Consider the following 22,442-nt stretch of genomic DNA (forward strand, 5'->3'; position numbering starts at 1 on the left):
GGGTCAGTCGCCTCCGGCGTTCTTCAGCATCATCACCAGGTCCCGGTTGCCGTTCGCCCGCGCCACATCCAACGCGGTGCGGCCATCCGCCGCCTGGTAGTTCACATCCGCCCCGGCATCCACGATGACCCCGGCAAGCAACAGGTCATTGCGGGCCACCGCGCGCATCAGCAATGACTCACCTTCCTCATTAACCGTATTCACGTCCGCATCCGCCCGCAGCAGCCGGTTGGTTGCTCCCAGCTGGCTGTTCAGAGCCGCATAGGTCAACGGCGTCTCGCCCGCGTCGCTGCGTGCATTCACATCCGCCCCGGCGCGGATCAGAAGATCAATGATGCGTTGCTGGCCGGCGGCAGCGGCCGCCATCAGGGGTGTTACACCACCTTCCAGTCCCCGGTCCGGGTCCGCCCCCTGGCGCAGCAGGTACCACACCGTCTCCTCGTGCCCCGCGTCCGCTGCCTGATAGAGCGGGGTGCCGTCCGGGCCCATGGCATTGAGTGCGCCACCCTCAGCCAGCAGTGCCTGCACCCGCTTCCGATCGCCCTCGGAGGCGGCCGCCATCAGGGCTGTGCTGGCATCCGTGCGGGTTTCGGCACGGTCAGGCCCGGGCGAACTGCCGCAGCCGGCAAGCACCAGGGAACTGAGCAGGAGCAGGGCCGGCAGTGGATTCAGGGGGCAGGGGCGCATGGGTTACTCCGAGGAATGGATTTCGCCACATTGTTCGCGGATCATCACCCCGATGAAACCGAAGCAGTCACACTCCGCTTTCCGACCATGCCTCAACAAGGGACCGGGCCAGCGACCGGAGCCGCTTTAACCCCGGACGCCGCCCCGCCACCAGCCCTTCCTGGCGCAGCGCCTCCCAGTCCGCTCTCCCGGTGACCGCCCGCTGCCAGAGCTGTCGCTCCCCTTCGCTCCAGCCAGCAACCTCGGAAGGAACCAGCGCAGCGAGTATGGCCAGTGGCAGCCGGGTTACCTCCAGTTCCCTTGCTCCCTTCACGAAGGCCTCGATCTCGCGCCAGTCGTCGTCACTGAGCACCCCGGGCTCCCGTTCCGGGGGCGCCGGCATCATCGCCTCCACGGCTGCCTGCACCTCAGGCTCAAGACCGTTCAGTGCCGGCAGAAGCCAGGGCCAGTGCGCCGCAAAACGCTCGGCCTGGGAGCGGCACAGTACCGTGCCTTCATGGTTGAGCGGCCTGCCCAGCATAGCGGCATGGGTCCCGCTGGCCGCATCGCGTTTCGTGCCCAGCCGCAGAAAGCGGAACCCGGCGGCCCGCCAGAACGCCATCAGGGCCGGCGTGGCGCCAAAACTGGTGGCCAGAACGTCAACGCCGCCCGCGACTGCAATCCTCTCCATCTCCGCCAGCAATCGCTGCCCGATCCCCTGACGGCGCCTATCCGGGTGCACAGCAATCCGGGTCACGCGCAGGTAGCACCGGCGTGCCGCCTCCGGGTCACCGCCCTGAAACGCCAGGGACTGCGCCACCAGGTGCCCGCGAGGCCGGCGCTCGCCCAGCCAGACCGAGCGCGCCAGTTCCGCCGCAAGCCCGCCCTCGTGCAGCCCCCAGACCACGCCCACGGGGGCATCGCCCTGCAGGGCCGCAACAATAACCGTCTCGGGATCATCCAAGAGCTGGCGCAGGTCGTCCGGGGAGGTCTGGTAATGGGCGCTGACCAGCAAACCCATCACGGCCTTCAGAAGCCCGTCATCGGTCAGCAGCTCATCCTGTGTCACCACCCGGTAGGCCACCGGCTCATCCGAAGAGGCGATCTCCGACAGATCCACATCCAGGCACAGCAACCGGTTCATCAGCGTTTCCAGCGGATCGTCCGGCGCCCAGCGAATGGGCTCATCCAGCATCACCCTGTCCCAGCCCGGATGGTTACGATCCAGCACGGCACGGAACCGAAGGTCGAAGCCCCGCCCGGTCCCTTCGTACCCGTGCACGGTGGTCGCCAGAACCGCGCCCGGCCAGCGCGCCGTCATCGCCGCCAGCATCGGTAACGGCAGGGTAGCCGCCTCATCCACCATCAGAACGTCAACCTCCGGCACCTGGCGAAGCAGTTCATCCGGCGCCCGGAACATCACCCCATCCCGGCATTCTTCAGGGACGAAGTGCCAGAAACTGTCCAGCGCGGAGGGGCGAGCAGCGGTTACGCAGACCCGCGTACCGTATTCGTTGACCAGCCGTGTCGCGGCCATGCCCAGGGCCGCGGACTTACCCCGGCCCCGGTCCGCACGCAGGACCACGGGTGCGGGCTCCGCCGCTCCGCCCATGGCCATAACAGCCTCAATGGCGCGCTGCTGATCATCTGTCGGCCCCTGGGGAGCCTGCCGAGCCGCTGCGGGCGGGGCCGGTGGCTCAAGGAAGGCGGAATCCGGGGTAACCAGCGCATTGGGGGGTTGCTCCGCCGCCTGCCCCAGAAGCCGTGCCATCCGGGCCAGAAAGCGGTAGGGGGGCGCATGCTGGCGCAGGCGGTCGTAGTCCGGATCCGGCCCTTCCGACCAGTCCACGAGAGGCGGCACCAGCCAGACCAGCAGGCCGCCGCCCACCAGGGCCCCGCTGACCGCGCCCAGCCCCGCCGGATGGGTGCCCGAATGGCTGTCCCAGACAATCAGCGACAGGTTCCGGCCCAGCCATTGGCGAGCCTGCGCGCCGCTGCACTGGTACATCCCCGGAGCCGGGTCGGCATCACCCACCCACAGGCCGGCGTCTTCCCGATACGCGGCCACCTCATTCGCAATCGCCCGCCCCCAGTCCGCGGGGCCCGCCAGCACCAGCACACTTCGATGCCGCCGCGCCCGGATCACGGGCAGGGTCGCCTCCAGCCACTGGCCGAGTGCCGGTTCCATGCTCAGTTGAGATCCACCGCGTAGGCCTTGAGCGTGGCGAAGTCCACGTACTCCAGCATGGACTCATGGGTGGCCTGCAGCACCAGCCTGGGGGCGCAGCCGGCCTCGTGGGCCTCTCTCCAGCGCGCGGCGCACAGGCACCAGCGGTCGCCGGGCTTCAGGCCCTCGAAGCCAAAAGCGGGCATGGGCGAGGCCAGGTCATTCCCCTGGGCACTGGAGAATTCCAGGAAGGCCTCGGTGACTTCGCTGCAGACCGCATGTACGCCCATGTCCTCGGGCCCCACATGGCAGCAGCCATCCCGGTAGAAACCGGTCATGGGATCGTAGCCACACGCCTTCAGGGGCTCGCCCAGGACGTTGCGCTGAATGCTTTCCGGTTCGCTCATACCATTACCCTCATTACCTCTGCTGCCGTTACAATGGACGCCGCTGCCCGAAGGTCCCCCGCATGATGTCACTGACGGACGAACAGAACAGGGTCGTCACCCTCGATAACCAGCACTGCGTGATCACCGCCGTGGCCGGCAGCGGCAAGACCACCACGCTCGCCTGGCGCATCCGTTACCTGCTGGAGCAGGGCCATGACCCGGCGCGCATCCTGATCCTGATGTTCAACCGCAGCGCCCGGGCGGATTTCCAGGCCAAGCTCCAGACCATCACCGCCGACACCCGGCTCCAGCTTCCCGAGATCCGAACCTATCATGCCATGGGCCTGCGCCTGTACCGGCGTTTCGTACAGGAAGGCTATCTACCGCCCTGGCAGGGTGAGGTACTGAGCGAACAGGAGGTCAATTTCCAAGCCTGGCAGCTGACCCTGCGCTTCGCCCCCGAGGATCTTCAGGATGAGATCCGGCGCAACAAGAAGGAATTCGTGGAAACGGCCACGGGCTTCATTGACCGGGCGAAGACCACCCTCGACAGCGCGGAGACGGTCTTTGAGGCGCTGGGCTTCGAGCCGAAGCACCGCTACCTGCTGGATCTGTATCACGCCTTCGAGAAATGGCGAAAGGACCACCGGCGCATCACCTTCGCGGACATGCTCTATGAGCCGGTGGTGGCGATGCACGAACACCCCGAGCTGCGGGAGCTGGTATCCAACAAGATGGACATGGTGCTGGTGGATGAGTACCAGGACACCAACGAGATCCAGCACCTGCTGTTAAAGGTCGTCGCCGGGGATCGCGCCCGGGTCACTGTGGTGGGCGACCCAGACCAGACCATCTACGAGTTCCGGGGGGCGCGGCCGGAGTTCATCCTTTCCCGGTTTCGCGAGGAGTTCCCGGACCCGGTGGAACTGAGCCTCTCCTACAGCTTCCGTTACGGCCACCGCGTGGCCCTGCTGGCCAACCACCTGATCGCCCACAACAGCGACCGCAAGGAGGTGCTCTGCCATTCGCATCCAGGCACGCCGGATACGAGCATTGAGCTTGAACGGGTACGCGAGGATGCGGACGCCGTGGTGCGCCTGGCCGAGCAGCGTCAGCAGGCCGGCCAGCCGCTGGGGGACATGGCGGTGCTGGTACGGGTCTGGAGCCAGAGCGTGCCGATTGAGCTGCGGCTGCTGGCCCGGGGCGTTCCCTATCGCATCGATGCCCATAAGGGCGCGCTCTTCACCCGCGAGGTGGCAGCACTGATGGAGCTGCTGGCGCTGGCGGCCGGCGAACACCGCGAGCCCGGGGATGCGGCCCGGGCGGAACGGCGGCAGTGCTTCCAGCAGGTGCTGCGCTTCCCGCACTGCGGCCTGAAGGAACAGGAACTCAACGCCATCGCCGACCAGCTGGCCGCGTTCACCCGGGACTGGGGTCAGGTGCTGCAGCAGCTGGACACCAGCGACTGGAAACCGCTGCCCGCGCGCAAGGTCCGCAAGCTGGGTGAGGCACTGGCGGCACTGGAAGGCAGTCGCCGGCCAGCCCATCAGATCCTGGAGGACTACGCCACGGCCACCGAGCTGTTCGAGGGCATCCGCAGCCTGGCACTGACGCACGAGCAGGCGGACGAGCGCATAGGCACCGTCGCCGGATTCCAGCGCTACCTGGCCACCCTGGGCCTGGACGCCCAGACAGCCCTGCGCCACCTGCGGGACCTCAAGGCCCGGGCCGGCTCCAACCAGCAGCAGGGAGTGCACCTGGCCACCATCCACCGCACCAAGGGGCTGGAATGGCAGGTGGTAGTGATCCCCGGCCTTCAGGAGAAGACCTTCCCGTACACGGCGCGTGGCAGTGCGGACCTGGATGCCCTGCTCGAGAGCGAACGCCGCCTGCTCTACGTGGGCATCACCCGCACCAGGGAACACCTGCACCTGCTTACCACGGACGGCTCGGACCCGGAACGCCTGCCCAGCCGCTTCGTGGCGGAATGCACTTTCGGGCTGAGCCGGGAGCTGGGCGAGGGCATTACGGACGGAGGCAGTGAGTCGATAACCGTGACGGAGCCGGCCACCCGTATCGCTCAACGCTACGCGGATCTGCACGGCGTGACTCTGGACGCGCCCTCACCGGAAACGGACGCGGGCGAGGCACAGGCACAGCCCATCTGGCAGGCTCGGGAGGTGGAACACGTGCTTTACGGCGCCGGCGGCGTGGTGCGTGAGACGGATACGGCCTTCGAGGTGCGGTTCCATTCCGGCCGCACCCTCCAGTTCAGCAAGCAGAGCGCGCACCTGTACTTCCGCGCCCTCTCACACTGAGCCGGTCAGCCGAAGAGCCAGGTGGTCGGGTCCGGGTGGGCCCGCCCCTCGTTCAGCGCCACCATGCCCTTCACGCACCGGATCAGGAACCAGACCACGGCCCAGATCAGGATCAACCATCCGATGCCAATGGGCATGGTGATGGTTGAGACCACCATGTACAGCAGCCCGATCCAGAAGGTGCGGATCTGGAACCGGTAATGGGTCCGCAGGCGTTCGTCTTCCACGGTTCCGTTCACATAGGCAATGATCACACCAATGATTCCGGTAACCCCGGCTAGCAGGCTGGCCAGGTACAGGGCGTAGACAATCATCGGCCAGGTCTTGTCGAAGGGCGCATCAGTCTCGGTCATGGACAGCTATCCTCAATTCATCATCAATGGCCGCCAGTGTAGCCGGGGAGCCGGCACTGCAGCCAGAGTGGCCCGTCAATCCGCACGTAACGGTGAAAATCCACACACCTTCCGGTATTATTACGGGCCGCAACACACCATCACCCGGTTGCCCATGAGCTGGTATCACTACCTCCTACCCTATGACTTCTCACCGCTGACGCTGATCGCGTTCGTGGTGGTGCTGACGATGTATCTGCAGGGTCTCTATGCGCTGCCGGCGGAGGAACGCCCCGGCGCGCTCCGGGTCTTCACCTTCCTGCTGGGGCTGCTGCTGTGCTACACGGTGATGCACACGCGGTTCGACTACTACTCCCAATACATGTTCTTCATCCACCGCGGCCAGCACCTGGTCCTCCACCACCTGGGGCCGCTGCTGTTGGTGCTTTCCAACCCGCTGCCCATCATGCGCTTCTGGGCACGCCAGATTCCCGGCTGGCTTGGTCCCGTCCTGTGGCCGGTGAAGATGGCCTACCGGGTGCTGCAGCAGCCACTGATCGCCGCGACCCTGTTCGTGGGGCTGATCTACCTCTGGCTCACCCCTGAGCTGCATTTTGATGCCATGCTCAGCCGCCCGCTTTACTGGTTGATGAACTGGTCCATGCTGCTGGACGGACTGCTGTTCTGGTGGCTGATCCTGGACCCGCGCTCGCCGCACACGGAGCGGGTCCTGGGCTATGGCAAGCGCATCATCCTGCTGGTGCTGATCATTCCACCCCAGAGCGCGCTCGGGGCCTGGATCCTGTTCTCGGACAGCATGGTGTATGACGTCTACGAGGTCTGCGGCCGGGCCTGGCCCCTGGCGCCGGAGACCGACCAGATGCTGGGCGGGATCCTGACCTGGATTCCGCCGGCGATGATGAGCGGTATCGCCATCCTGATCGTGGTCGGGCGTATGATGCGCGATGACCGCAACAGCGCAAAGACACAGCAGGCTGATGAAGCCGGGGAGGTACACGCATGACGGGAATCATCCGAGCCCTGAGCGTGATGGCACTGATGCTGGCCCTCGCCGGCTGCGGTGGCAGCGGCGTGGAGTGGCATGCCAAGAACATACGGGGGTTGATGCCGGACCTTGAGTTCACGCTCACGGCACCCGACGGCGAGCCATTCACGGCCGAGGACAGGGCCGGCCAGGTACGGCTGCTGTTCTTCGGCTTCACCAACTGCCCGGACATCTGCCCAGCGACCATGGCCCGGCTTCAGAACGCCGTGAAACAGATGCCGCAGGACATGCGGGATGAGGTGACGCTGCTGTTCGTGAGCGTGGATCCAGAACGCGATACGCCGGAACGCGTCGGGGAGTACGTGGACTTCTTCGGGGACAACATCGTGGGCCTGACCTCGGACGAGGAGACGCTGCGGACACTGGCGAAGCGTTACCGCACCACTTTCGGCTACGGCAAGCCCGATGAGAACGGCGACTACGACGTCTCACACAGCAACGCCGTCTACGTCTTCGACGGCCAGGGCCAGGCACGCCTGCTGATCCGCTCGGATCAGTCCATCAGCCAGATCAGTGAGGACCTGGAAACCCTGGTGCGTCAGGGGCGGGACTGAAGGCCGAAACCAGCGGCGGCATTGAGGCCACGCCCGAGCAGGGCGACGCTGCGGTAGGACAGCCGGCTGATACCGTGGTGCATGAGCCGTACCGGCTCACTCACCGGCCGCGTCACCGGAATCGCTTCCAGCACATTGAACGTCTCGTCCGCAATGGACAGGTGGATGCGTTCCAGGCCCAGCGCCGCCTCTTCCAGACTCACGCCTGCCAGGTCCGCAACGCCAAACCACCAGCGCCTGTTGCTGCCTGTGGTTTCAGTGGTCATGTCAGCCACTCCTTCAGTTGCCGGGCCACTTTCGGCTCATGGGCGAGCCGGATGTGGTGGGTCCCGGGGAAATTCGCAATGTCCCTGAGTACCCAGCCGGAGCGTTCATCGCCTCGCGCACTGGGTTCCTGGACCAGGGCGTCACCGAACAGTGTATTCACGGGGTGCGCCCGGTTGCGCGTAAGCAGTCCCGAAATCACGTAATGATCCGCACCGGGCAGCAGTGGCGGCTCTTCCGCGTCAGGCCGTGTCACCTCGCCGCGGGACAGGTTGCGTATGCCCTCACTGCGGAGGTCGATGAACGCTCCGGCCACCCGCAGGTAATCCTTCGGCATCGCTGCCAGATGGTCCGCGACCCGGTGCGCTCCCCGGGCCAGCCAGGAGCCGTCATGGGGTGAACCGATGTAGACGCAGCTGCCGACACTGCGACACCACTGGTGCCCACTCTGACGCCCGTGATGGCAGGCAGCCCGGATCAGAAGCCCGCCCATGCTGTGACCGATCAGGATCAGGTTCGTCACCGGCACAGGCCAGTTCTCGAGAAGGGTTTCGAGCGCCTCCGCCATCAGCTCGCCGTTGCGGTAAACGGGCAGGCCGGTGTTATAGCGCAGGGCCAGCGAGGTGCCCCCCAGAGCCCGGGCCAGTTCCGGTCCGTAGCCATTGTCCGGGTCATCCCGGTAGGACCAGACGGATTCCAGTTCGGTCAGGCCATGGATCAGGAAAACGAGGGTACCGGAAGCATCCGGCACATCGGGGGCGCCAGTATTGATGGCGCGCCCCTGATGGCGCACCTGCATGGGCATGGCGAGCGGGCTCTCCCGGGCCTGGAGCCAGTCCCCGAGAAACCCGCTGGCAATGGCGGAGGCGTGGTCCTGCCAGCATGGCATGGGCGTCCTGATGGAGGATTCAGTGGTCATGGTACCCCCAGTATACACAAGTATACCGGGGTACCACTGACTTCAGGGCCGGTCAGGGCCGCCAGCGTGGCCACCGGCGGCTCACTCGTTCAGCTTGAGGGTACTCAGGGTATAGGGGCGGACCTCATTGAGCAGATCGGCGTCCTCCTTGAGCGAACGGCCATGGGAAGGAATCATTTCCTGCAGCCGGCGGGTCCACTCGCCATCCTCGGCCATCTGCCCCGGGAAGCAGCGCTCCAGCACATCGATCATCGCCTTGGCGGCAGTGGATGCCCCCGGCGATGCCCCCAGCAGAGCGGCCAGACTGCCGTCGCTGGCGGCCACCACTTCCGTGCCGAACTGCAGTACACCCCGTCCATTGGCGTCTTTCTTGATCACCTGAACGCGCTTGCCGGCGTGCTGCAGTGTCCAGTCATCGAATTTCGCACGGGGATAGAAGTTGCGCAGCGATTCGATCCGCTCTTCAGCGGACTGGAACACCTCACCAATCAGGTAGCGGGTCAGGTCCATGTTGCTCATACCCGCGCCCATCATGGAGGAGAAGTTGCTGCCGCGCAGAGAGGAGAACAGGTCGAAGAAGGAGCCCTCCTTCTGGAACTTGGTGGTGAAACCGGCAAAGGGCCCGAACAGCAGGGCCGGCTCACCGTTGATGATGCGGGTATCCAGGTGCGGTACGGACATGGGCGGCGCGCCTACCGGCGCCTTGCCGTAGACCTTGGCGTCATGGCGCTCGACCACGTCCGACTTGCGGCATACCAGCCACTGGCCGCTGACCGGGAAGCCGCCGTAGCCCTTGCTTTCCTCGATGCCGGATTTCTGAAGCAGCGGCAGGGCACCGCCGCCGGCACCGATGAACACGAAGTCCGCCTCCAGGTGCCGGTTGGCGCCGGTATGGCGATCCCGGCAGGAGACCTTCCAGCTGCCATCATCCGCCTGGTCCATGGTCGTGACCGAGTTGTTCAGAAGCAGCTCAAAGTTGGGCTTGCTTTCAAGATAGCGCACCAGCGCCCGGGTCAGTGACCCGAAATCCACGTCCGCGCCATGTCCAACCCGGGTAGCCGCAACCGGCTCCATGGGGTCACGGCCATCGGTGATCAGCGGCATCCACTCCTCGAGCACACGCGGGTCCTCGGAGAATTCCATCTCCTTGAACAGGTGGTGCGCGCTCATCAGCCCATGGCGCTTGCGCAGGAAGTTCACGTGGTCCTCACCCCAGACAAAGCTGCAGTGGGGCGTGGTGTGGATGAACTCCTCGGGCTTCAGTTCGCCCTTGCTCACCAGGTAGGACCAGAGCTGGAGCGAAACCTCAAATGCCGAATTGATATCCAGGGCACGGTCGATGCTGATATTGCCCTGATCGTCCTCGGGCGTGTAATTCAGCTCGCAGTAACCAGCATGGCCGGTTCCCGCATTGTTCCAGCCGTCAGTACTTTCGTGGGCAACATGGTCGAGGCGCTCGACCAGGGTGATGTTAAGGGAAGGATCAAGCTCCCGGAGGATCACCCCGAGAGTGGCACTCATTACGCCCCCGCCTACGAGGACGACATCCGTGGTGGTCGTCATGAACAAACTACCTCAGCCTTTTGGGCGACACGGCGCAGAATGATAACAGATGTTCACCTGTAATTTCCCGGCGACAGGCCGAACATTACCGGGAACATCGGGTTGCGGGTATTCGACCTTCGTTGTAGGGCGCCGGTGACAGACGGACACATTCTGGTAACGAAGTTACCGTAGGAGCCGGATGTGCGAGGCACCAGAATAGTATCAAACAGGATTCTGGCGATCAGAACGAGGTCGATATGCCGGTCAGTGAGGAAACACTTGAATGCATCCAAGGGTATACTGTCGTTCGTATCACCGAGACGAACGGTCACGGCCAGCCCGAACTCGAAACCTATGCCCTGCGCCATGAGGCGGGAGGACAGCTGGACGAGTTCGCCGATTACCTGGATGCGGTAAAAACACTCAACCGGATCCTTTTCCCGCTGCCGGGGCTCCCTGAAGTAAGACTCAACAACGCAGGTTAACCGACACCGGCATGTTACCAACCCCCCAAAATCTCAGTGGAGGCTATCCCGGGTCTGTCCACCGTCTTGCAACGACACGCTGGCAGGCCGTTCTGGGCTGGATCGGTCTCGCTGTAATTCTTGTGGCCAGCGCCGAGGCATCCCGACTGTTCACCATCGGTGACCAGCCCATGTCCGCCCTGTGGCCCCCGGCCGGCATATTCCTTGGTGCCACGGCGGCTCTGGGCTACCGCACTCTGATCGTTCTGGGCCCGGCCTTTCTTGTGTGGCTTCTCTGGCTGGACGCCACGCCGCCCGCCCTTGCCGTTCTGGCTACCATCGGGCAGTGCCTGGGCGCGGCGGTCGGCGCCTTCCTCATGCGCCAGTTCTGGCAGCAGGGCCGCAAAAAGGGTCCGTTCTCGGAGCTGATTGCGCTCTATACCCGGGCCGCCCTTGCCGGCGGGCTGGTCACTTCGATTTTCGGGGCCGCCGGTTACCGGCTGAGCATGCCAGTGGCCGCCGATACCGGCTTCCATGACACCGTTCTGGTCTATATGGCTTTTGAGGCGATCGGCATCATCCTGTTCGCCCCTCTGGTGTACTCCATTCTCAGCAACCCGCATCACTTCCTCGACCAGCTCCGCCTCGACTGGCGCCAGCGCATGCCCTGGTTCTGGCTCGCCATCACGGCCGGGCTTCTGGCACTGGCGCTGCTCATGCACGGGCTGAATGAGAGCACCTATTCCACGGCCATCGGCTTCGCGTTCTTCCCCCTGCTGTGCTGGTTCATTCTCCAGACCCGGCCACCCAGCGGCCTGATCACCGTGCCCGCCTTCGTGGCGCTGTTCATGGCACTCTCACTGAACGGCATGGGCGGGCTGCCGCAGATCATCACGCTGGGGGACCTGATCCGCTCGCTGCTGCTGGTGGGCGGCCTGGCTGTCATGTCCCAGGTGCTCTCCGCCATCACCGCCGAGCGCTCCCGCCTGATCCGTGGTTTCCAGGAGCAGGCCCGGACCGACTTTCTTACCGGCCTGCGCAACGACCGTGCGTTCACCGAGGATCTCAGCGCCGCCCTGGCCGATCACACCCATAAAAGGCAGCCCCCGGACTGGCTGGTCTATCTGCAGGTACTGGAAGCGGACCGGATCGAAGAACTGCTGGGATTCGAGGCCAGCCAGGAGCTCGAGCGCCAGCTCGCCGCCCGGCTCATGGGCGCCACCGGGCCGCGTACCCTGCCGGCCCGCATCGCCGATGCCACCTTCGTGCTGCTGATGCCTGCGGAGTCCACCGCAGTGCTGCAGCGCCGGCTGGAGTCCCTTTACAGCGACTTTGACGGCAGCATTTTCGAGCCCGGCGGCAACCAGACCCAGATCCGCGTCACGGTCGGCGCGGTTCCCCTGGACGGCAACCTGGAAGACCCCATCCACTACCTGAGCGCGGCCACCCAGGCGGCCCACCAGGCAGCGCAGGCAAACCCCAGAATCCGGGTTATCGAGAACACCCGGGACCTGATCGACGAGCGCCACGCCACGACCCAGCAGATCGAACGGCTCAAATCCGCACTTACCGAGGATCGCCTGGAGCTCTTCGCACAGCGGATCCAGCCGTTCTCACCCCAGGGCACGGGCCTGCATTACGAGATACTGGTGCGCCTGCGCGAGCGCAACGGAGAACTGATCAGCCCGGGTGGGTTCCTGCCAGTCGCGGAGACCTTCGGGTTCATGGGGGAGATCGACCAGTGGGTCATCCGGTCCACCCTGCGGACCCTGGCCGACAACCCGGAATGGCTGGAGAACACCACCAAGTGTGCCATCAACCTGGCAGGCACCTCCCTCTCCAACCCGGAACTCATCGCCTTTATCGACCATGAGCTCAAGGCCTCCGGGGTGCCTGCCGGCAGGATCAGCTTTGAGATCACCGAAACCGAGCAGATTGGCGACCGTGCCGCCGCCGTCCAGCAGGTCCGCGCCATGCGGGCACTGGGCTGCAGCGTCTCGCTGGATGACTTCGGCACCGGGCTCGCGACCTTTGACTACCTGCGCAGCTTTGATGTGGATTTCGTTAAGATCGATGGCGTGTTCGTGCGCGATCTGCTGGCCAACCAGCACGACCAGAGCATGGTGCGCGCCATCTGCGAGGTGGCCCGCAGCATGGGCCTGCGCACCATTGCCGAGTTCGTGGAAGGTGAAGACCTCATCGAGGCCCTCCAGGAGCTGGGCGTGGACTACGGGCAGGGTTTCGGGATCGCCCACCCCGCCCCCATCCATGAGCTGTTCGCCCAGCCAGCGGCCTGATCAGGCCCGGCCCATCTTTTCCAGGGAATCCGGCTGGAAGAGCTCCACCCAGTAACCATCCGGATCCCTGACGAACGCGATGCCCTTCATGTTGCCGTCGTTCGGCCGCTTCTGGAAGGGAACCCCCAGGGTCTCCATGCGCTGGCAGGCGGACTCCACGTCCGGCACGGCCACACCGATGTGCCCGTAACCCTTGGGCTCTTCATTGCCGTTGTGGAACTGCTTGTCCGGATCCTTCTCGTCACCCCAGTTGTGGGTCAGCTCAATCAGCGCTTCACGCCCGAAGTTGTAGGTCGTGCGCGCCGCAGGGTCTGATGGCACCTCGGACTCTCCCCCTTCGGGCAGATAGCCCAGAAAGTACAGGGTGAACTGCATATCCTCAAAGTCCAGCTTCCGGATCAGACGCATGCCCAGCGCACGGGTATAGAAATCCAGACTTTTCTCCGGATCCTTGATGCGGACCATGGTGTGGTTCAGGCGATACTGCTGCGTCTCCGCATCCGGTTCATGGCAGAGGCCGGGGGCGTCGTCGAAATGCTGTGGCATGGTGCTCTCCTGTTGATGGCTTTACACAGGAGATGGGTACGAAGGGGCGATGTTCCAAGGCCACCGGAGCCACAACGAAGAACGGCACCCCGAGGGGTGCCGTTCTTTGCTGCAGTTGCTTCTGGTCAGATGATCAGAAGTTATGCTGCAGGGCGACCAGTGCGACTGTAGCGCTTGAGTTGGCATCATTGTCGTACTGGATGTTTTCAAGCTCGAGGCGAACATTGGTCCGGTCCGACAGCGCCTGCTTGATAAAGCCGTAGGTATTCAGATCGATGTCGGTCTCAGAGTCACGGTCATCGGAGGCTTGAGAGAAACCAAGATGGCCGGTCAAACCGTTACCGAAGTCCATGACCGACGCAATTGCAACCGCGTCACGCTTGTTGTTGTCGGCATCATCAAGATCGACCAACGTATAGTTTGCCGCCAGTTCAAGCGCATCAGTTACATTCCAACGGGCACCGACGTTCCAGAGTTCAGGCTCTTGGTTCGCTTCAGCCAAGGTTTCCAATGCACTCTCGCCGTAAGTGTCGCCAGTTGGGTTATCTGAAGTTACAGATCCCGGGATTGTCTCACTGAAGAAATCAGACTGACGGTCTTCAGCGCTTGCTACTACGCCAGTGTCGTAATCACTGAACTCCCTGTGATAGACCGCGTTAACACTGATTCTCTTATCAAAACTGTACTGGAATGCAGCCTGAATCGAAGTAATGCCTTCTTCATTCTGGATGGTCGCAGACTCATCGGTTACCAAACCACCTGCTGCATAGTCACCACCAACAGTTTGAGTTCCATCACCGATTCCCAGAGTCACTTGCGCTGCAAACGGATCGGAATGGCCCCAAGCACTCCCATACTCCCAGCTGATGGCACTGTCCTGACGGAAACCATAACGCGTGGAGTCATTCAGAACACTTGTTGCATAGTAGTAGGTGCCATAGCCATGAACGTCAGTACGGTGCGTGTTCCAACCCCCGAACTCGTACAGTGCCTGCCATTGGGCACCAACCTTGATTTTGCCCCAGTCACCACCAAGAGCGGCCCAACCAAGGCGGGTATTGGTAGCATTACCACCGTCGTCCAGCACGTTAACCTGAAGTTCAATGTTGTAGGACGCAGTCAAGTCAGCGAAATCTATATCCTCACTTCCACGAACGCCAAGACGTGAGGTCATGCCATTCGATAAGGTAACGTCGCGATCGTCACTGTTACCGTCAACAGAATTTAAACCATTAAAGATTTCAACGTTGTTTGCGCCATCACTGTCAGTATAGTGCTCAACGCCGATATCAATCAGGCCATAAACTTCCGGTGCTGCCATCGCACCCATGGGTGCAGCTGCCAGACCACCACTAACCGCAAGGGCCAGAATCTTCTTTTTCATGGTCATCATCCTCTCTGTTTCTTCTGGTTCACTTCCCAGTGACGCATTTCTTGTTGTGCGCCTCCGAGTTTTCCCGCCTCTGCACCCACTTGGGTGAGGATGCTAAGAGGGTAGATCAGGATTTGCCGTTAAGCAAAATTAATTTGTCATCAACCTGAAATCCTGTTGCGTTAATCTCACTCCCACCGGTCATCACCGCACTGGCGCGGCTGATCACCATTATTAGTGAGCAGGCTAAGTAACTTTCCGTATTTTCCTATTGGAAACAAGAGAGCATGATTGTCATGTCTCTTGACGGGAGGCAATACGCCGTCCCTCCGCATGGGGTTCACTTTGCCGCAGCAGGAGGGCGGATCCAATGACCAACATCAACCGGAAACCTTAGAGGAGGCGAATCATGCGCACCAAATTCGTTCAATCAGATGTTCGCCGCCGCGGTACTGCGCCGGTTGAGGCATCCCGTCGGGCCGATGTGAACCGTCCCAACAAAGACAACATGACGCTTGAAGCACTGACCCGCCCCGCTCAAACGCGCAGTCTCAAGGCGGTACTCCGTCGCAAGTAACTGGTACGCCAGGCAATCGTAAGGGAAGGCACTCAGAAAGGGCCTTCCCTTTTGTGTGTGTGAATCCCCCACCATCTCCGCTAGCATAATGCCCTCTTCCGCACTGCCAGTGGAGCCGCGACGTTACCCATGATCAACACCTCCGTGGACAACCCGCGCCCGGGCCGGGAACTGTTCCATCTCACATGGCCCATGCTTTTCGGCGTGCTGGCTCTGATGAGCTACCAGCTGGTGGACAGTGCCTTCATCGGCCAGCTGGGCGTCAAGCCGCTGGCAACCCTCGGCTTCACGGTGCCACTGCAGATGTTCATCATCGGCGTTCAGGTCGGTATCGGCATTGCGACCACCGCCGTGATATCCCGTGTACTGGGCGCGGATGACCCGGTCCGGGCCAAGCGGCTCGGCGGCCTGGTGGTGGTCGCCGGCGCGACGCTGATTGCGCTGCTGGCGCTAGCGATCTGGCTGGGTCGTTACTGGATCCTGGCGCTGCTCGGCGGCAGCGAGGACCTCCAGCCCCTGCTGGACGCCTACTGGCCACCATTCCTGTTCGCCGCATGGCTGGGCGCCGTACTCTATTTCGGCTACAGCCTGTGCCGCTCCCACGGGGATACGAAACTGCCCGGGGCCATGATGGTGATCACCAGCCTGATCAACGTGGCCCTGGACCCGCTGTTCATCTTCACCTTCGACTGGGGCATCGCGGGCGCCGCCTGGGCGACAGTGGTCGCGTTCGGCACCGGCACTCTCGTGGTCTTCTCCCGACTCTTTGCACGCCAGTGGATCACCTTCCTCCTGGCGGAATTGCCGATCCGGCCCGCACTGGCCCAGCTGGGCTCCATTGCCGGCCCGGCCATGCTCAGCCAGCTGATGCCGCCCATTGCGGCCATGCTGGCCACTGGCTTTGTGGCCACCTTCGGGGAGTCCGCCGTGGGTGCCTGGGGCCTGGGCTCACGCCTGGAGTTCTTCTCCCTGGTGGCGGTGCTGGCCCTGACCATGGCCATGCCCCCGATGATCGGTCGCTACGTGGGCGCGGGGCGGCCGGATCGGGTGGAACTGCTGGTCTGGCTGGCGGTGCGTTTCGTGATCCTGCTCCAGCTCGGAATCGCCGCGGCCTGGCTGCTGCTGTCCGGGCTCCTGTCCTCGCTGCTGGCCAGTGACCCCGAGGTGCAGGGGCACCTGGCGGATTTCCTGCTGCGGCTGCCGGTGAGCTGGAGCGGGCTCGGTGTGTGCATGCTGATGGTCTCAGCCTGCAACGCCATGGGGCTGCCCATGCGGGCCCTGGTCATCTCAGTGCTGCGGCTGTTCGCCTGGTTCCTGCCCCTGCTGTGGATCGGCGGCCAGATCGGCGGGCTCAACGGGCTCTTCACCGGCGCCATGCTCGGCAACATCGCCGCCGGCATAACATCCTGGCTGCTGTATAAGCGCGGTATTGCTCACCTCAAGCAGCAAGCCGCTCGATCAGGGCCCGAACCATCGGCTTCATGAACCAGGATTCCTCGGGCATGACGTCCACGCCAACGCTGTACTGGGCAAGCCTGTCGGCCACGATGGGCCCGACCGCCACCACCAGGAGCCGGTTCAGTGCCTCGACCACTGCGGACTGCATGCCAATGCCCTTAGCCACGTCCATAAGGCGCTTGACCTGGGCCTGGCTGGTGAACGCGATGGCATCCAGCTCCCCCCGCACCAGCCCCTGCGCCAGGACCTCGACCTGTTCGCGGTTGCTCTCGTCGGCATAGACGTAGGGCGCCACGGTGTCCACTTCCGCGCCCTCTTGCCGCAGGAAACCGGTCAGCTTTTCATTGGGCTCCTCGCCGTAGAGCTGAACACCCACGGTGCGACCATCGAGATCCTGCTCGCGCAGTGTGGCGATCACGCCGTCGGTGGTGGCCTCGTCCGCCGTGAGATCATTCTTCAGGCCCAGCTCACGCAGGGCGTTCACGGGTTTGGGCCCACGCGTGATCTTCCGGACGCCAGCCAGGGCTGTTACGAAGGCCTCATGGCAGCCCTCGCGCTCGGCCGCGGCGGAAAGACGGCGAAGACCCTCGCCCGTAAGCAGGATCAGGTCATCCATGGCACCGGCATTAAAGCGCCCGAGCCAGGCCCGCACGGCCTCCTGATCCGGGGTATCCAGGATCGAGACCAGCGGGCAACGCCAGGTTTCCGCACCCCGGCGCTCGACCATCTGCGCCAGCACATCCAGCTGGCGGGTTTCAGGCAGGGCAATCCGCAGCCCCGCCAGGGGCTCACCCTCAACCGTCTCATCCGCCATGATCAGTAGCTCCTGGGCACGGTCTGGGGTTCCACGAACTCGAACAGGCCCTCCAGCCCACCTTCACGACCGACACCGGAGAGTTTCATACCACCGAAGGGCGCTTCCGGTGTGGGGCCGGTGCCGGTGTTCCAGCCCACATGGCCGAAGCGCATGGCCGGGATCATCCGCTGCGCCCGGGCCTCGTCCCTGGTGAACAGGTAGGAGGCCAGGCCGTAATCCGTATCATTGGCGGCGGCCAGCACATCTTCTTCGGTCTCAAAGGTGGCCATGGGCACGAAGGGCCCGAAGGTCTCCTCGTCGCAGCACTGCATGTCCGGGGTAACACCGGTGACCAGCGTGGGCGGATAGAAAAAGCTGCCGGACTCGGGCAACGAGTCCGGATGCTGACCGGCTTTCAGCGTGCCGCCTTTGTCCAGAGCATCCTTCACATGGCGGCGCACCTTGTCGAAGCCGGCCTGGTTGATGAGCGGGCCGATGTCGGTGCCTTCCTGCATGCCATCGCCCACTTTCAGGGCCGCCACTTTTTCAGCCAGCCGCTCCGCGAAGGTATCCGCTATGCCGGACTGCACGAAGATACGGTTGGCGCAGACACAGGTCTGGCCGCCGCCGCGGAACTTGTTACCGATAAGCTGGGTGATGGCGTCATCAACGTCGGCGTCATCAAAAACGATAAAGGGGGCATTACCACCCAGCTCCAGCGCCAGCTTCTTCACCCGGCCGGCACACTCACGCATCAGGTGCTGGCCCACGCCGGTGGAACCGGTGAAGCTGATCATGGTTACGTCCGGGTTCTGGCACAGCGTATCGCCGATGGGCTTGGGCGGGCCCATGACCAGGTTGATCATGCCCTTGGGCAGCACTTTCCGGTCGTGTATGGCCCGGAAGGCGGCGATCATGGTCAACGGCGTGTCCTCGGCGGGCTTGATCACACTCGGGGCACCACCGGCCAGCGCCGCCGAAAGCTTCTTGGCGATCATCCCGATGGGGAAGTTCCAGGGAGTGATGAGCCCCGCCACCCCTATCGGGCGGTAGTGGACCGTCCAGGTGCAGTCCTTGGGGGTCTCCGGAATGGTGTGCGGCGCCAGCTGATCAATGTAGTTGGCGCAGTAATTGAAGAAACCGGCGGCATAGTCCACCTCACCCACTGCCTCCTTCAGCGGCTTGCCGTGCTCAAGGCAGAGAATGCGGCCGATTTCCTCCCGTTCTTCCTTCAATGCATCGCGCACGCCCTCGAGCCAGCGGCGGCGCTCGTCCAGGGATACGGGCTCCTGCAGGTTCAGGGCCCGGGAAGCTGCGGCAATGGCCTCCTCGGTTTCAGCAGCGCCGAGAGCCGGCACTTCGGCCAGTGTCTCGCCTGTGGCGGGGTTGGTGACGCTCAGCGTGCCGCCGCTGCCCTTTCCGATCCACTGGCCACCAATGTAGCCTTCCGCGCGCTCGAGCAGTGGTGATTCAATCATGCAGTGCCCCCTTGATACCCGTCTTGATGATGTTTTTCGACTATAACAGGGGTGCTCGGGAGTGGCATCCGTGGTTCACCATATCCAGCGCGTTTGCGATATTCCCGCATCGCCAGTGAACCAAACGTCATTAATTCGACTATAGTAGGGCAGTATCCGGGGAACGGGTGGCATTACGTACTGTTACCTAGTAGCCTCGGCCGCGCAGCATTAATTCCATGTCACGAGCACGGAAGGAGCAAGGCAATGTATAGGAAAATCATGGTGCCTGTGGACCTGGCCCATGTGGACGCACTCAAGGGTGCGCTCACGGTGGCGGGTGATCTCGGGCAACACTACGAGACGGAAATCTGTTACGTGAGCGTTACCCATTCCTCACCCGGGTCAGTGGCCCACAATCCTGAGGAATATGAACAGAAGCTTGAAGCCTTCGCCAACGAACAGGCCCAGCAGCACGGTCGGCCCGTTTCGGCGCGGGTAATCGTATCGTCCGATCCGGCTGTCGAGTTGGATGACAAGCTGCTTAAAGCAGTAAAGGATGTGGGAGCTGATCTGGTGGTCATGGCGACCCACCTGCCCCGCAAGCTCGACGCTATCATGCCGGCCAATGGCGGCAAGGTGGCCAAGGAGACGGATGCGTCCATTTTCCTGGTCCGGCCCTGACTACATCATACGGGATCTCAATAACGTCAAATCATAAACGGAGTGCGCTATCATGACGCAGGATCCAAACCAATCCGGTGACAGCAGCGAGGGCGTCGACGGCGTTCCCGCGCCGGAGGGCCCGGCGAACCTGATCGATACGGATTACAAGATCGGTCAGGACAACTTCTCCGGCAAAGTGACCCTCAACCTTGACCTTCACGGCAAGGTATTCGGCATCTCATCCGCCATCATCGTGTTCTTCGTGTTCATCACACTGGCACTACAGAACCAGGTGGCGCCGATCTACAACGCGATCTTCAACTATCTGACCCAGAATCTGACCTGGGTTTTCCTTCTGTCCGGCAACATCTTCCTTGTCCTCAGCGTCGTGCTGATCTTCACGCCACTGGCCAAGGTACGACTGGGCGGCGCCAAAGCGCGGCCGGACTTTTCCTATATGGGCTGGTTCGCCATGCTGTTTGCTGCAGGCATGGGCATCGGCCTGATGTTCTACGGCGGGCAGATGGTCGCCGGGCAGGCGATCACCGACACCATCGAGGGGCTGATCGTCGGCTACTTCCTGTGGACGCTCTCGCTGGGCGCGTATTCGGGGATCGCAAACGACGTCCAGTCCGAGGCTAGCTGGGGGACGCTCGAACGCCACTACATGACGCCGTTCGGGTTCGGGCCCGTGGTTCTCGCGAAGTCGGCGGCCATCGTCTTCCGAACCTTTCTCACTTCGGCGGTCGTGCTCGCGGTGATGATCCTGATGACGGGGACCGCGCTCGAACTCCCGGTCGTGACTGTCGTCGTGGTGGGGATTCTCACCATCGCGGGCGCGCTCGGGCTCGGCCTGGCGATGGGCGGGCTGAGCGTCCTCTACAAGCGGATCGGGAACGTCACCAACTTCCTGCAGTTCGGCTTCATCGGGCTGATCTCGGCGCCAGCGTTCGACCTGCCGTGGCTGCGCGTCCTCCCGCTGGCCCAGGGGAGCGCGATGCTCCAGCGCGCGATGAAAGACGGCGTCCGGCTCTGGGAGTTCGACCCCGGCGCGGTCGCCCTTCTGGCCGGGACGGCGGTCCTGTACCTGGGCGTGGGGTACCTGGTGTTCGCCCGCGCGACGAAGCGCGCGCGACGACTGGGCGTGCTGGGCGACTACTGACGGGCGTGCTGGGCGACTACTGACGGGCGTGCTGGGCGACTACTGAACGGGACCACCAGTCGTTTTGCTGACCGGCCGGAGTCGAACACGTTCGCCTCGGTCGTGCGGTTTGGCGGGATCGGGTTCGCGGTTTGGCGGGATCGGATGCGTGGTTTGGTGTGGTCGGTCGTCTCTCGACCGGGCGGGTGTGGTGACGGCCACCGAAGGTCGTGGGAACGTTCAACGAATTTCCACGCGAGAGCGGCCACGCGCGGGACGATACAGAAATCTTCAAAGGGCGTCCGGTAGGAGTTGGGAAATAACGATGGCATTGCTCGAGTCAATCGCGTTTGCGCTGTTCGCCCTCGTCACCGTGGGGAGCAGCCTGGGCGTCGTGATGGTTCGCGACGTCTGGCATTCGGCGCTGTTTCTCGGCGTCTCACTGCTCAGTGTAGCAGTGTACTACGTCATGTTGCGCGCCGAGTTCCTCGCCGCGATGCAGATCCTGGTGTACGTTGGCGGGGTCTTGATCCTGATCACGTTCGCCATCATGCTCACCGAGAGAGATAATTCGACCGACCCCGACGCCGACGTCGAGGCCGAGGGAGACGGCGAGGTGACAGCATGACCAAGCGCCCGCGTCTGGCGACGAACGTCACCTTCGCCAACGGGGTCGCGGCGCTCGCGCTGTTCGCCGTCATGGCCTACGTCTTCATGACGGCCAGTTTCCCCAAGCCCGACGGCTTCCCTGCGGGGTCGATCACCGCGAGCATCGGCTATGCGATGTTCGGGATGCTCGACCAGGCCGCCATTCCGGCGGAGAGTTTCCTGGTCGTGTTCATCGTCATCGCGGTCGTCCTCGACGCCGCGCTCGACGCCTCGCTCCTGCTCGCGCGCCGCGAGGAGGACGGCAGCGTCGTCACGGCGCTGACCGACGGCGGCCGCCGACTCCGCGGCGGTGTGTCCGGGACCGAGTCCGGGGCAGCCGACGCGGACTCCGAGGCAACCGACGCGGACCCCGAGGCAACCGACGCGGACCCCGAGGCCGCCGACGCGGACGGGACCGCTTCCGACGCGGCGACGGAGGGAGGTGAGGCCTGATGGCTATCGAGACCCAGTACTACCTCCTGCTGTCGGCGGCGGTGTTTTGCATCGGCGTCTACGGCATCCTGACGCGGAGCAACGCGCTGTTGTTCCTGATGTCCGTCGAGCTGATGCTCAACGCGGCGAACATCAACCTCGTGGCGTTCTCGTTCCAGCACGGGAACCTCACGGGGCAGGTGTTCGCGCTGTTCGTGATGGCGCTGGCGGCCGCGGAGGTCGCGGTCGGTATCGGCATCATCCTGGTGTTGTACCGCAACTTCGATGATATCGACGTCACGAAAGCGGCGACGATGAGGTGGTAAGATGGCAGGTGCATTCGACTTCGTTCCGGCGATCGCAGCGCT

General features: G+C 63.5%; 22 protein-coding genes and 1 pseudogene. 12 read left to right on the forward strand and 11 right to left on the reverse strand.

Going from position 1 to position 22,442, the window contains the following annotated elements; genetic code table 11:
* Positions 1–3: 3 nt before the first annotated feature.
* The 3 genes from QZ501_RS01825 to QZ501_RS01835 form a co-directional block, all read right to left on the reverse strand.
* The gene (locus tag QZ501_RS01825; RefSeq protein WP_295716715.1) at positions 4–687 is read right to left on the reverse strand and encodes an ankyrin repeat domain-containing protein; all 684 of its coding nucleotides are present in this window, start codon (positions 685–687) and stop codon (positions 4–6) included.
* Between the two features lie 67 nt (positions 688–754).
* On the reverse strand, positions 755–2,854 hold the full coding sequence (locus QZ501_RS01830; protein WP_295716717.1) for a GNAT family N-acetyltransferase: 2,100 nt from the start codon (positions 2,852–2,854) through the stop codon (positions 755–757).
* Between the two features lie 2 nt (positions 2,855–2,856).
* The gene (locus tag QZ501_RS01835; RefSeq protein WP_295716719.1) at positions 2,857–3,240 is read right to left on the reverse strand and encodes a DUF2237 domain-containing protein; all 384 of its coding nucleotides are present in this window, start codon (positions 3,238–3,240) and stop codon (positions 2,857–2,859) included.
* 62 nt (positions 3,241–3,302) lie between these two features.
* Here QZ501_RS01835 and QZ501_RS01840 point away from each other — a divergent pair, with 62 nt between their 5' ends.
* On the forward strand, positions 3,303–5,540 hold the full coding sequence (locus tag QZ501_RS01840; RefSeq protein ID WP_295716721.1) for an ATP-dependent helicase: 2,238 nt from the start codon (positions 3,303–3,305) through the stop codon (positions 5,538–5,540).
* 5 nt (positions 5,541–5,545) lie between these two features.
* Here QZ501_RS01840 and QZ501_RS01845 read toward each other — a convergent pair whose 3' ends face one another.
* A complete protein-coding gene (locus QZ501_RS01845; protein ID WP_295716722.1) occupies positions 5,546–5,893 on the reverse strand; it encodes a DUF4870 domain-containing protein in 348 nt (115 codons plus the stop codon).
* 154 nt (positions 5,894–6,047) lie between these two features.
* Here QZ501_RS01845 and QZ501_RS01850 point away from each other — a divergent pair, with 154 nt between their 5' ends.
* Positions 6,048–6,896, forward strand: coding sequence for a cytochrome c oxidase assembly protein (locus QZ501_RS01850; protein ID WP_160899638.1), 849 nt, complete (start codon positions 6,048–6,050; stop codon positions 6,894–6,896).
* Positions 6,893–7,492 carry an SCO family protein gene (locus QZ501_RS01855; protein ID WP_295716724.1) on the forward strand — a complete coding sequence of 200 codons (600 nt, stop codon included), beginning with the start codon at positions 6,893–6,895 and terminating at the stop codon, positions 7,490–7,492. The genes QZ501_RS01850 and QZ501_RS01855 overlap by 4 nt, the downstream gene beginning before the upstream one ends.
* On the opposite strand, the gene QZ501_RS01860 is transcribed toward QZ501_RS01855, so the two are convergent.
* The 3 genes from QZ501_RS01860 to mqo all read right to left on the reverse strand — a co-directional run bounded on the left by QZ501_RS01860 (position 7,477) and on the right by mqo (position 10,238).
* Positions 7,477–7,758: a hypothetical protein gene (locus QZ501_RS01860; protein WP_151439676.1), complete on the reverse strand. Its 282-nt coding sequence runs from the start codon at positions 7,756–7,758 to the stop codon at positions 7,477–7,479. The two genes, QZ501_RS01855 and QZ501_RS01860, sit on opposite strands and share 16 nt — an antisense overlap.
* Positions 7,755–8,675 (reverse strand): hypothetical protein, encoded by a 921-nt coding sequence (locus QZ501_RS01865; RefSeq protein ID WP_295716727.1) that lies wholly within the window; start codon positions 8,673–8,675, stop codon positions 7,755–7,757. The genes QZ501_RS01860 and QZ501_RS01865 overlap by 4 nt, the downstream gene beginning before the upstream one ends.
* An 81-nt stretch (positions 8,676–8,756) precedes the next feature.
* Complete coding sequence (gene mqo, locus QZ501_RS01870; RefSeq protein WP_151439675.1) at positions 8,757–10,238, reverse strand: malate dehydrogenase (quinone); 1,482 nt, start codon at positions 10,236–10,238, stop codon at positions 8,757–8,759.
* Between the two features lie 239 nt (positions 10,239–10,477).
* Between mqo and QZ501_RS01875 the strand changes: the two genes are divergently transcribed.
* Both QZ501_RS01875 and QZ501_RS01880 read left to right on the forward strand, forming a co-directional pair.
* On the forward strand, positions 10,478–10,705 hold the full coding sequence (locus tag QZ501_RS01875; protein ID WP_151439674.1) for a hypothetical protein: 228 nt from the start codon (positions 10,478–10,480) through the stop codon (positions 10,703–10,705).
* Positions 10,706–10,716: 11 nt separating this feature from the next.
* Positions 10,717–12,981, forward strand: a complete 2,265-nt coding sequence (locus QZ501_RS01880) for an EAL domain-containing protein (RefSeq protein WP_295716730.1) — start codon at positions 10,717–10,719, stop codon at positions 12,979–12,981.
* On the opposite strand, the gene gloA is transcribed toward QZ501_RS01880, so the two are convergent.
* Complete coding sequence (gene gloA, locus QZ501_RS01885; RefSeq protein ID WP_295716732.1) at positions 12,982–13,527, reverse strand: lactoylglutathione lyase; 546 nt, start codon at positions 13,525–13,527, stop codon at positions 12,982–12,984. It lies immediately after the preceding gene.
* 133 nt (positions 13,528–13,660) lie between these two features.
* Positions 13,661–14,911 carry a porin gene (locus QZ501_RS01890; RefSeq protein WP_295716734.1) on the reverse strand — a complete coding sequence of 417 codons (1,251 nt, stop codon included), beginning with the start codon at positions 14,909–14,911 and terminating at the stop codon, positions 13,661–13,663.
* A gap of 397 nt (positions 14,912–15,308) precedes the next feature.
* Here QZ501_RS01890 and QZ501_RS01895 point away from each other — a divergent pair, with 397 nt between their 5' ends.
* Together QZ501_RS01895 and QZ501_RS01900 are read left to right on the forward strand one after the other, a co-directional pair.
* Entirely contained in the window at positions 15,309–15,476 is a 168-nt protein-coding gene (locus tag QZ501_RS01895) for a hypothetical protein (RefSeq protein WP_158223014.1), read from the forward strand.
* A 129-nt stretch (positions 15,477–15,605) separates the two neighbouring features.
* On the forward strand, positions 15,606–16,961 hold the full coding sequence (locus QZ501_RS01900; RefSeq protein ID WP_295716736.1) for an MATE family efflux transporter: 1,356 nt from the start codon (positions 15,606–15,608) through the stop codon (positions 16,959–16,961).
* On the opposite strand, the gene QZ501_RS01905 is transcribed toward QZ501_RS01900, so the two are convergent.
* Positions 16,915–17,748, reverse strand: a complete 834-nt coding sequence (locus tag QZ501_RS01905) for a uroporphyrinogen-III synthase (protein ID WP_295716738.1) — start codon at positions 17,746–17,748, stop codon at positions 16,915–16,917. The two genes, QZ501_RS01900 and QZ501_RS01905, sit on opposite strands and share 47 nt — an antisense overlap.
* A gap of 2 nt (positions 17,749–17,750) precedes the next feature.
* On the reverse strand, positions 17,751–19,208 hold the full coding sequence (locus QZ501_RS01910; RefSeq protein WP_295716740.1) for an NAD-dependent succinate-semialdehyde dehydrogenase: 1,458 nt from the start codon (positions 19,206–19,208) through the stop codon (positions 17,751–17,753).
* Positions 19,209–19,454: 246 nt separating this feature from the next.
* Here QZ501_RS01910 and QZ501_RS01915 point away from each other — a divergent pair, with 246 nt between their 5' ends.
* From QZ501_RS01915 to nuoK, 5 genes and pseudogenes are all read left to right on the forward strand, one after another.
* Positions 19,455–19,871 (forward strand): universal stress protein, encoded by a 417-nt coding sequence (locus QZ501_RS01915; protein ID WP_295716742.1) that lies wholly within the window; start codon positions 19,455–19,457, stop codon positions 19,869–19,871.
* A gap of 52 nt (positions 19,872–19,923) precedes the next feature.
* Positions 19,924–20,370, forward strand: a pseudogene (locus tag QZ501_RS01920) (BCCT family transporter); the annotation flags it as partial.
* Positions 20,371–21,319: 949 nt separating this feature from the next.
* Positions 21,320–21,622, forward strand: coding sequence for an NADH-quinone oxidoreductase subunit J (locus QZ501_RS01925; RefSeq protein WP_295716744.1), 303 nt, complete (start codon positions 21,320–21,322; stop codon positions 21,620–21,622).
* On the forward strand, positions 21,619–22,095 hold the full coding sequence (locus QZ501_RS01930; RefSeq protein WP_295716746.1) for a hypothetical protein: 477 nt from the start codon (positions 21,619–21,621) through the stop codon (positions 22,093–22,095). The genes QZ501_RS01925 and QZ501_RS01930 overlap by 4 nt, the downstream gene beginning before the upstream one ends.
* Positions 22,095–22,400, forward strand: coding sequence for an NADH-quinone oxidoreductase subunit NuoK (gene nuoK / locus QZ501_RS01935; RefSeq protein ID WP_295716747.1), 306 nt, complete (start codon positions 22,095–22,097; stop codon positions 22,398–22,400). Before QZ501_RS01930 ends, nuoK begins: the two co-directional genes overlap by 1 nt.
* Positions 22,401–22,442: the final 42 nt, after the last annotated feature.

The sequence above is a fragment of the uncultured Halovibrio sp. genome (genome assembly GCF_913056445.1).
GTDB lineage: Bacteria > Pseudomonadota > Gammaproteobacteria > Pseudomonadales > Oleiphilaceae > Halospina > Halospina utahensis_B.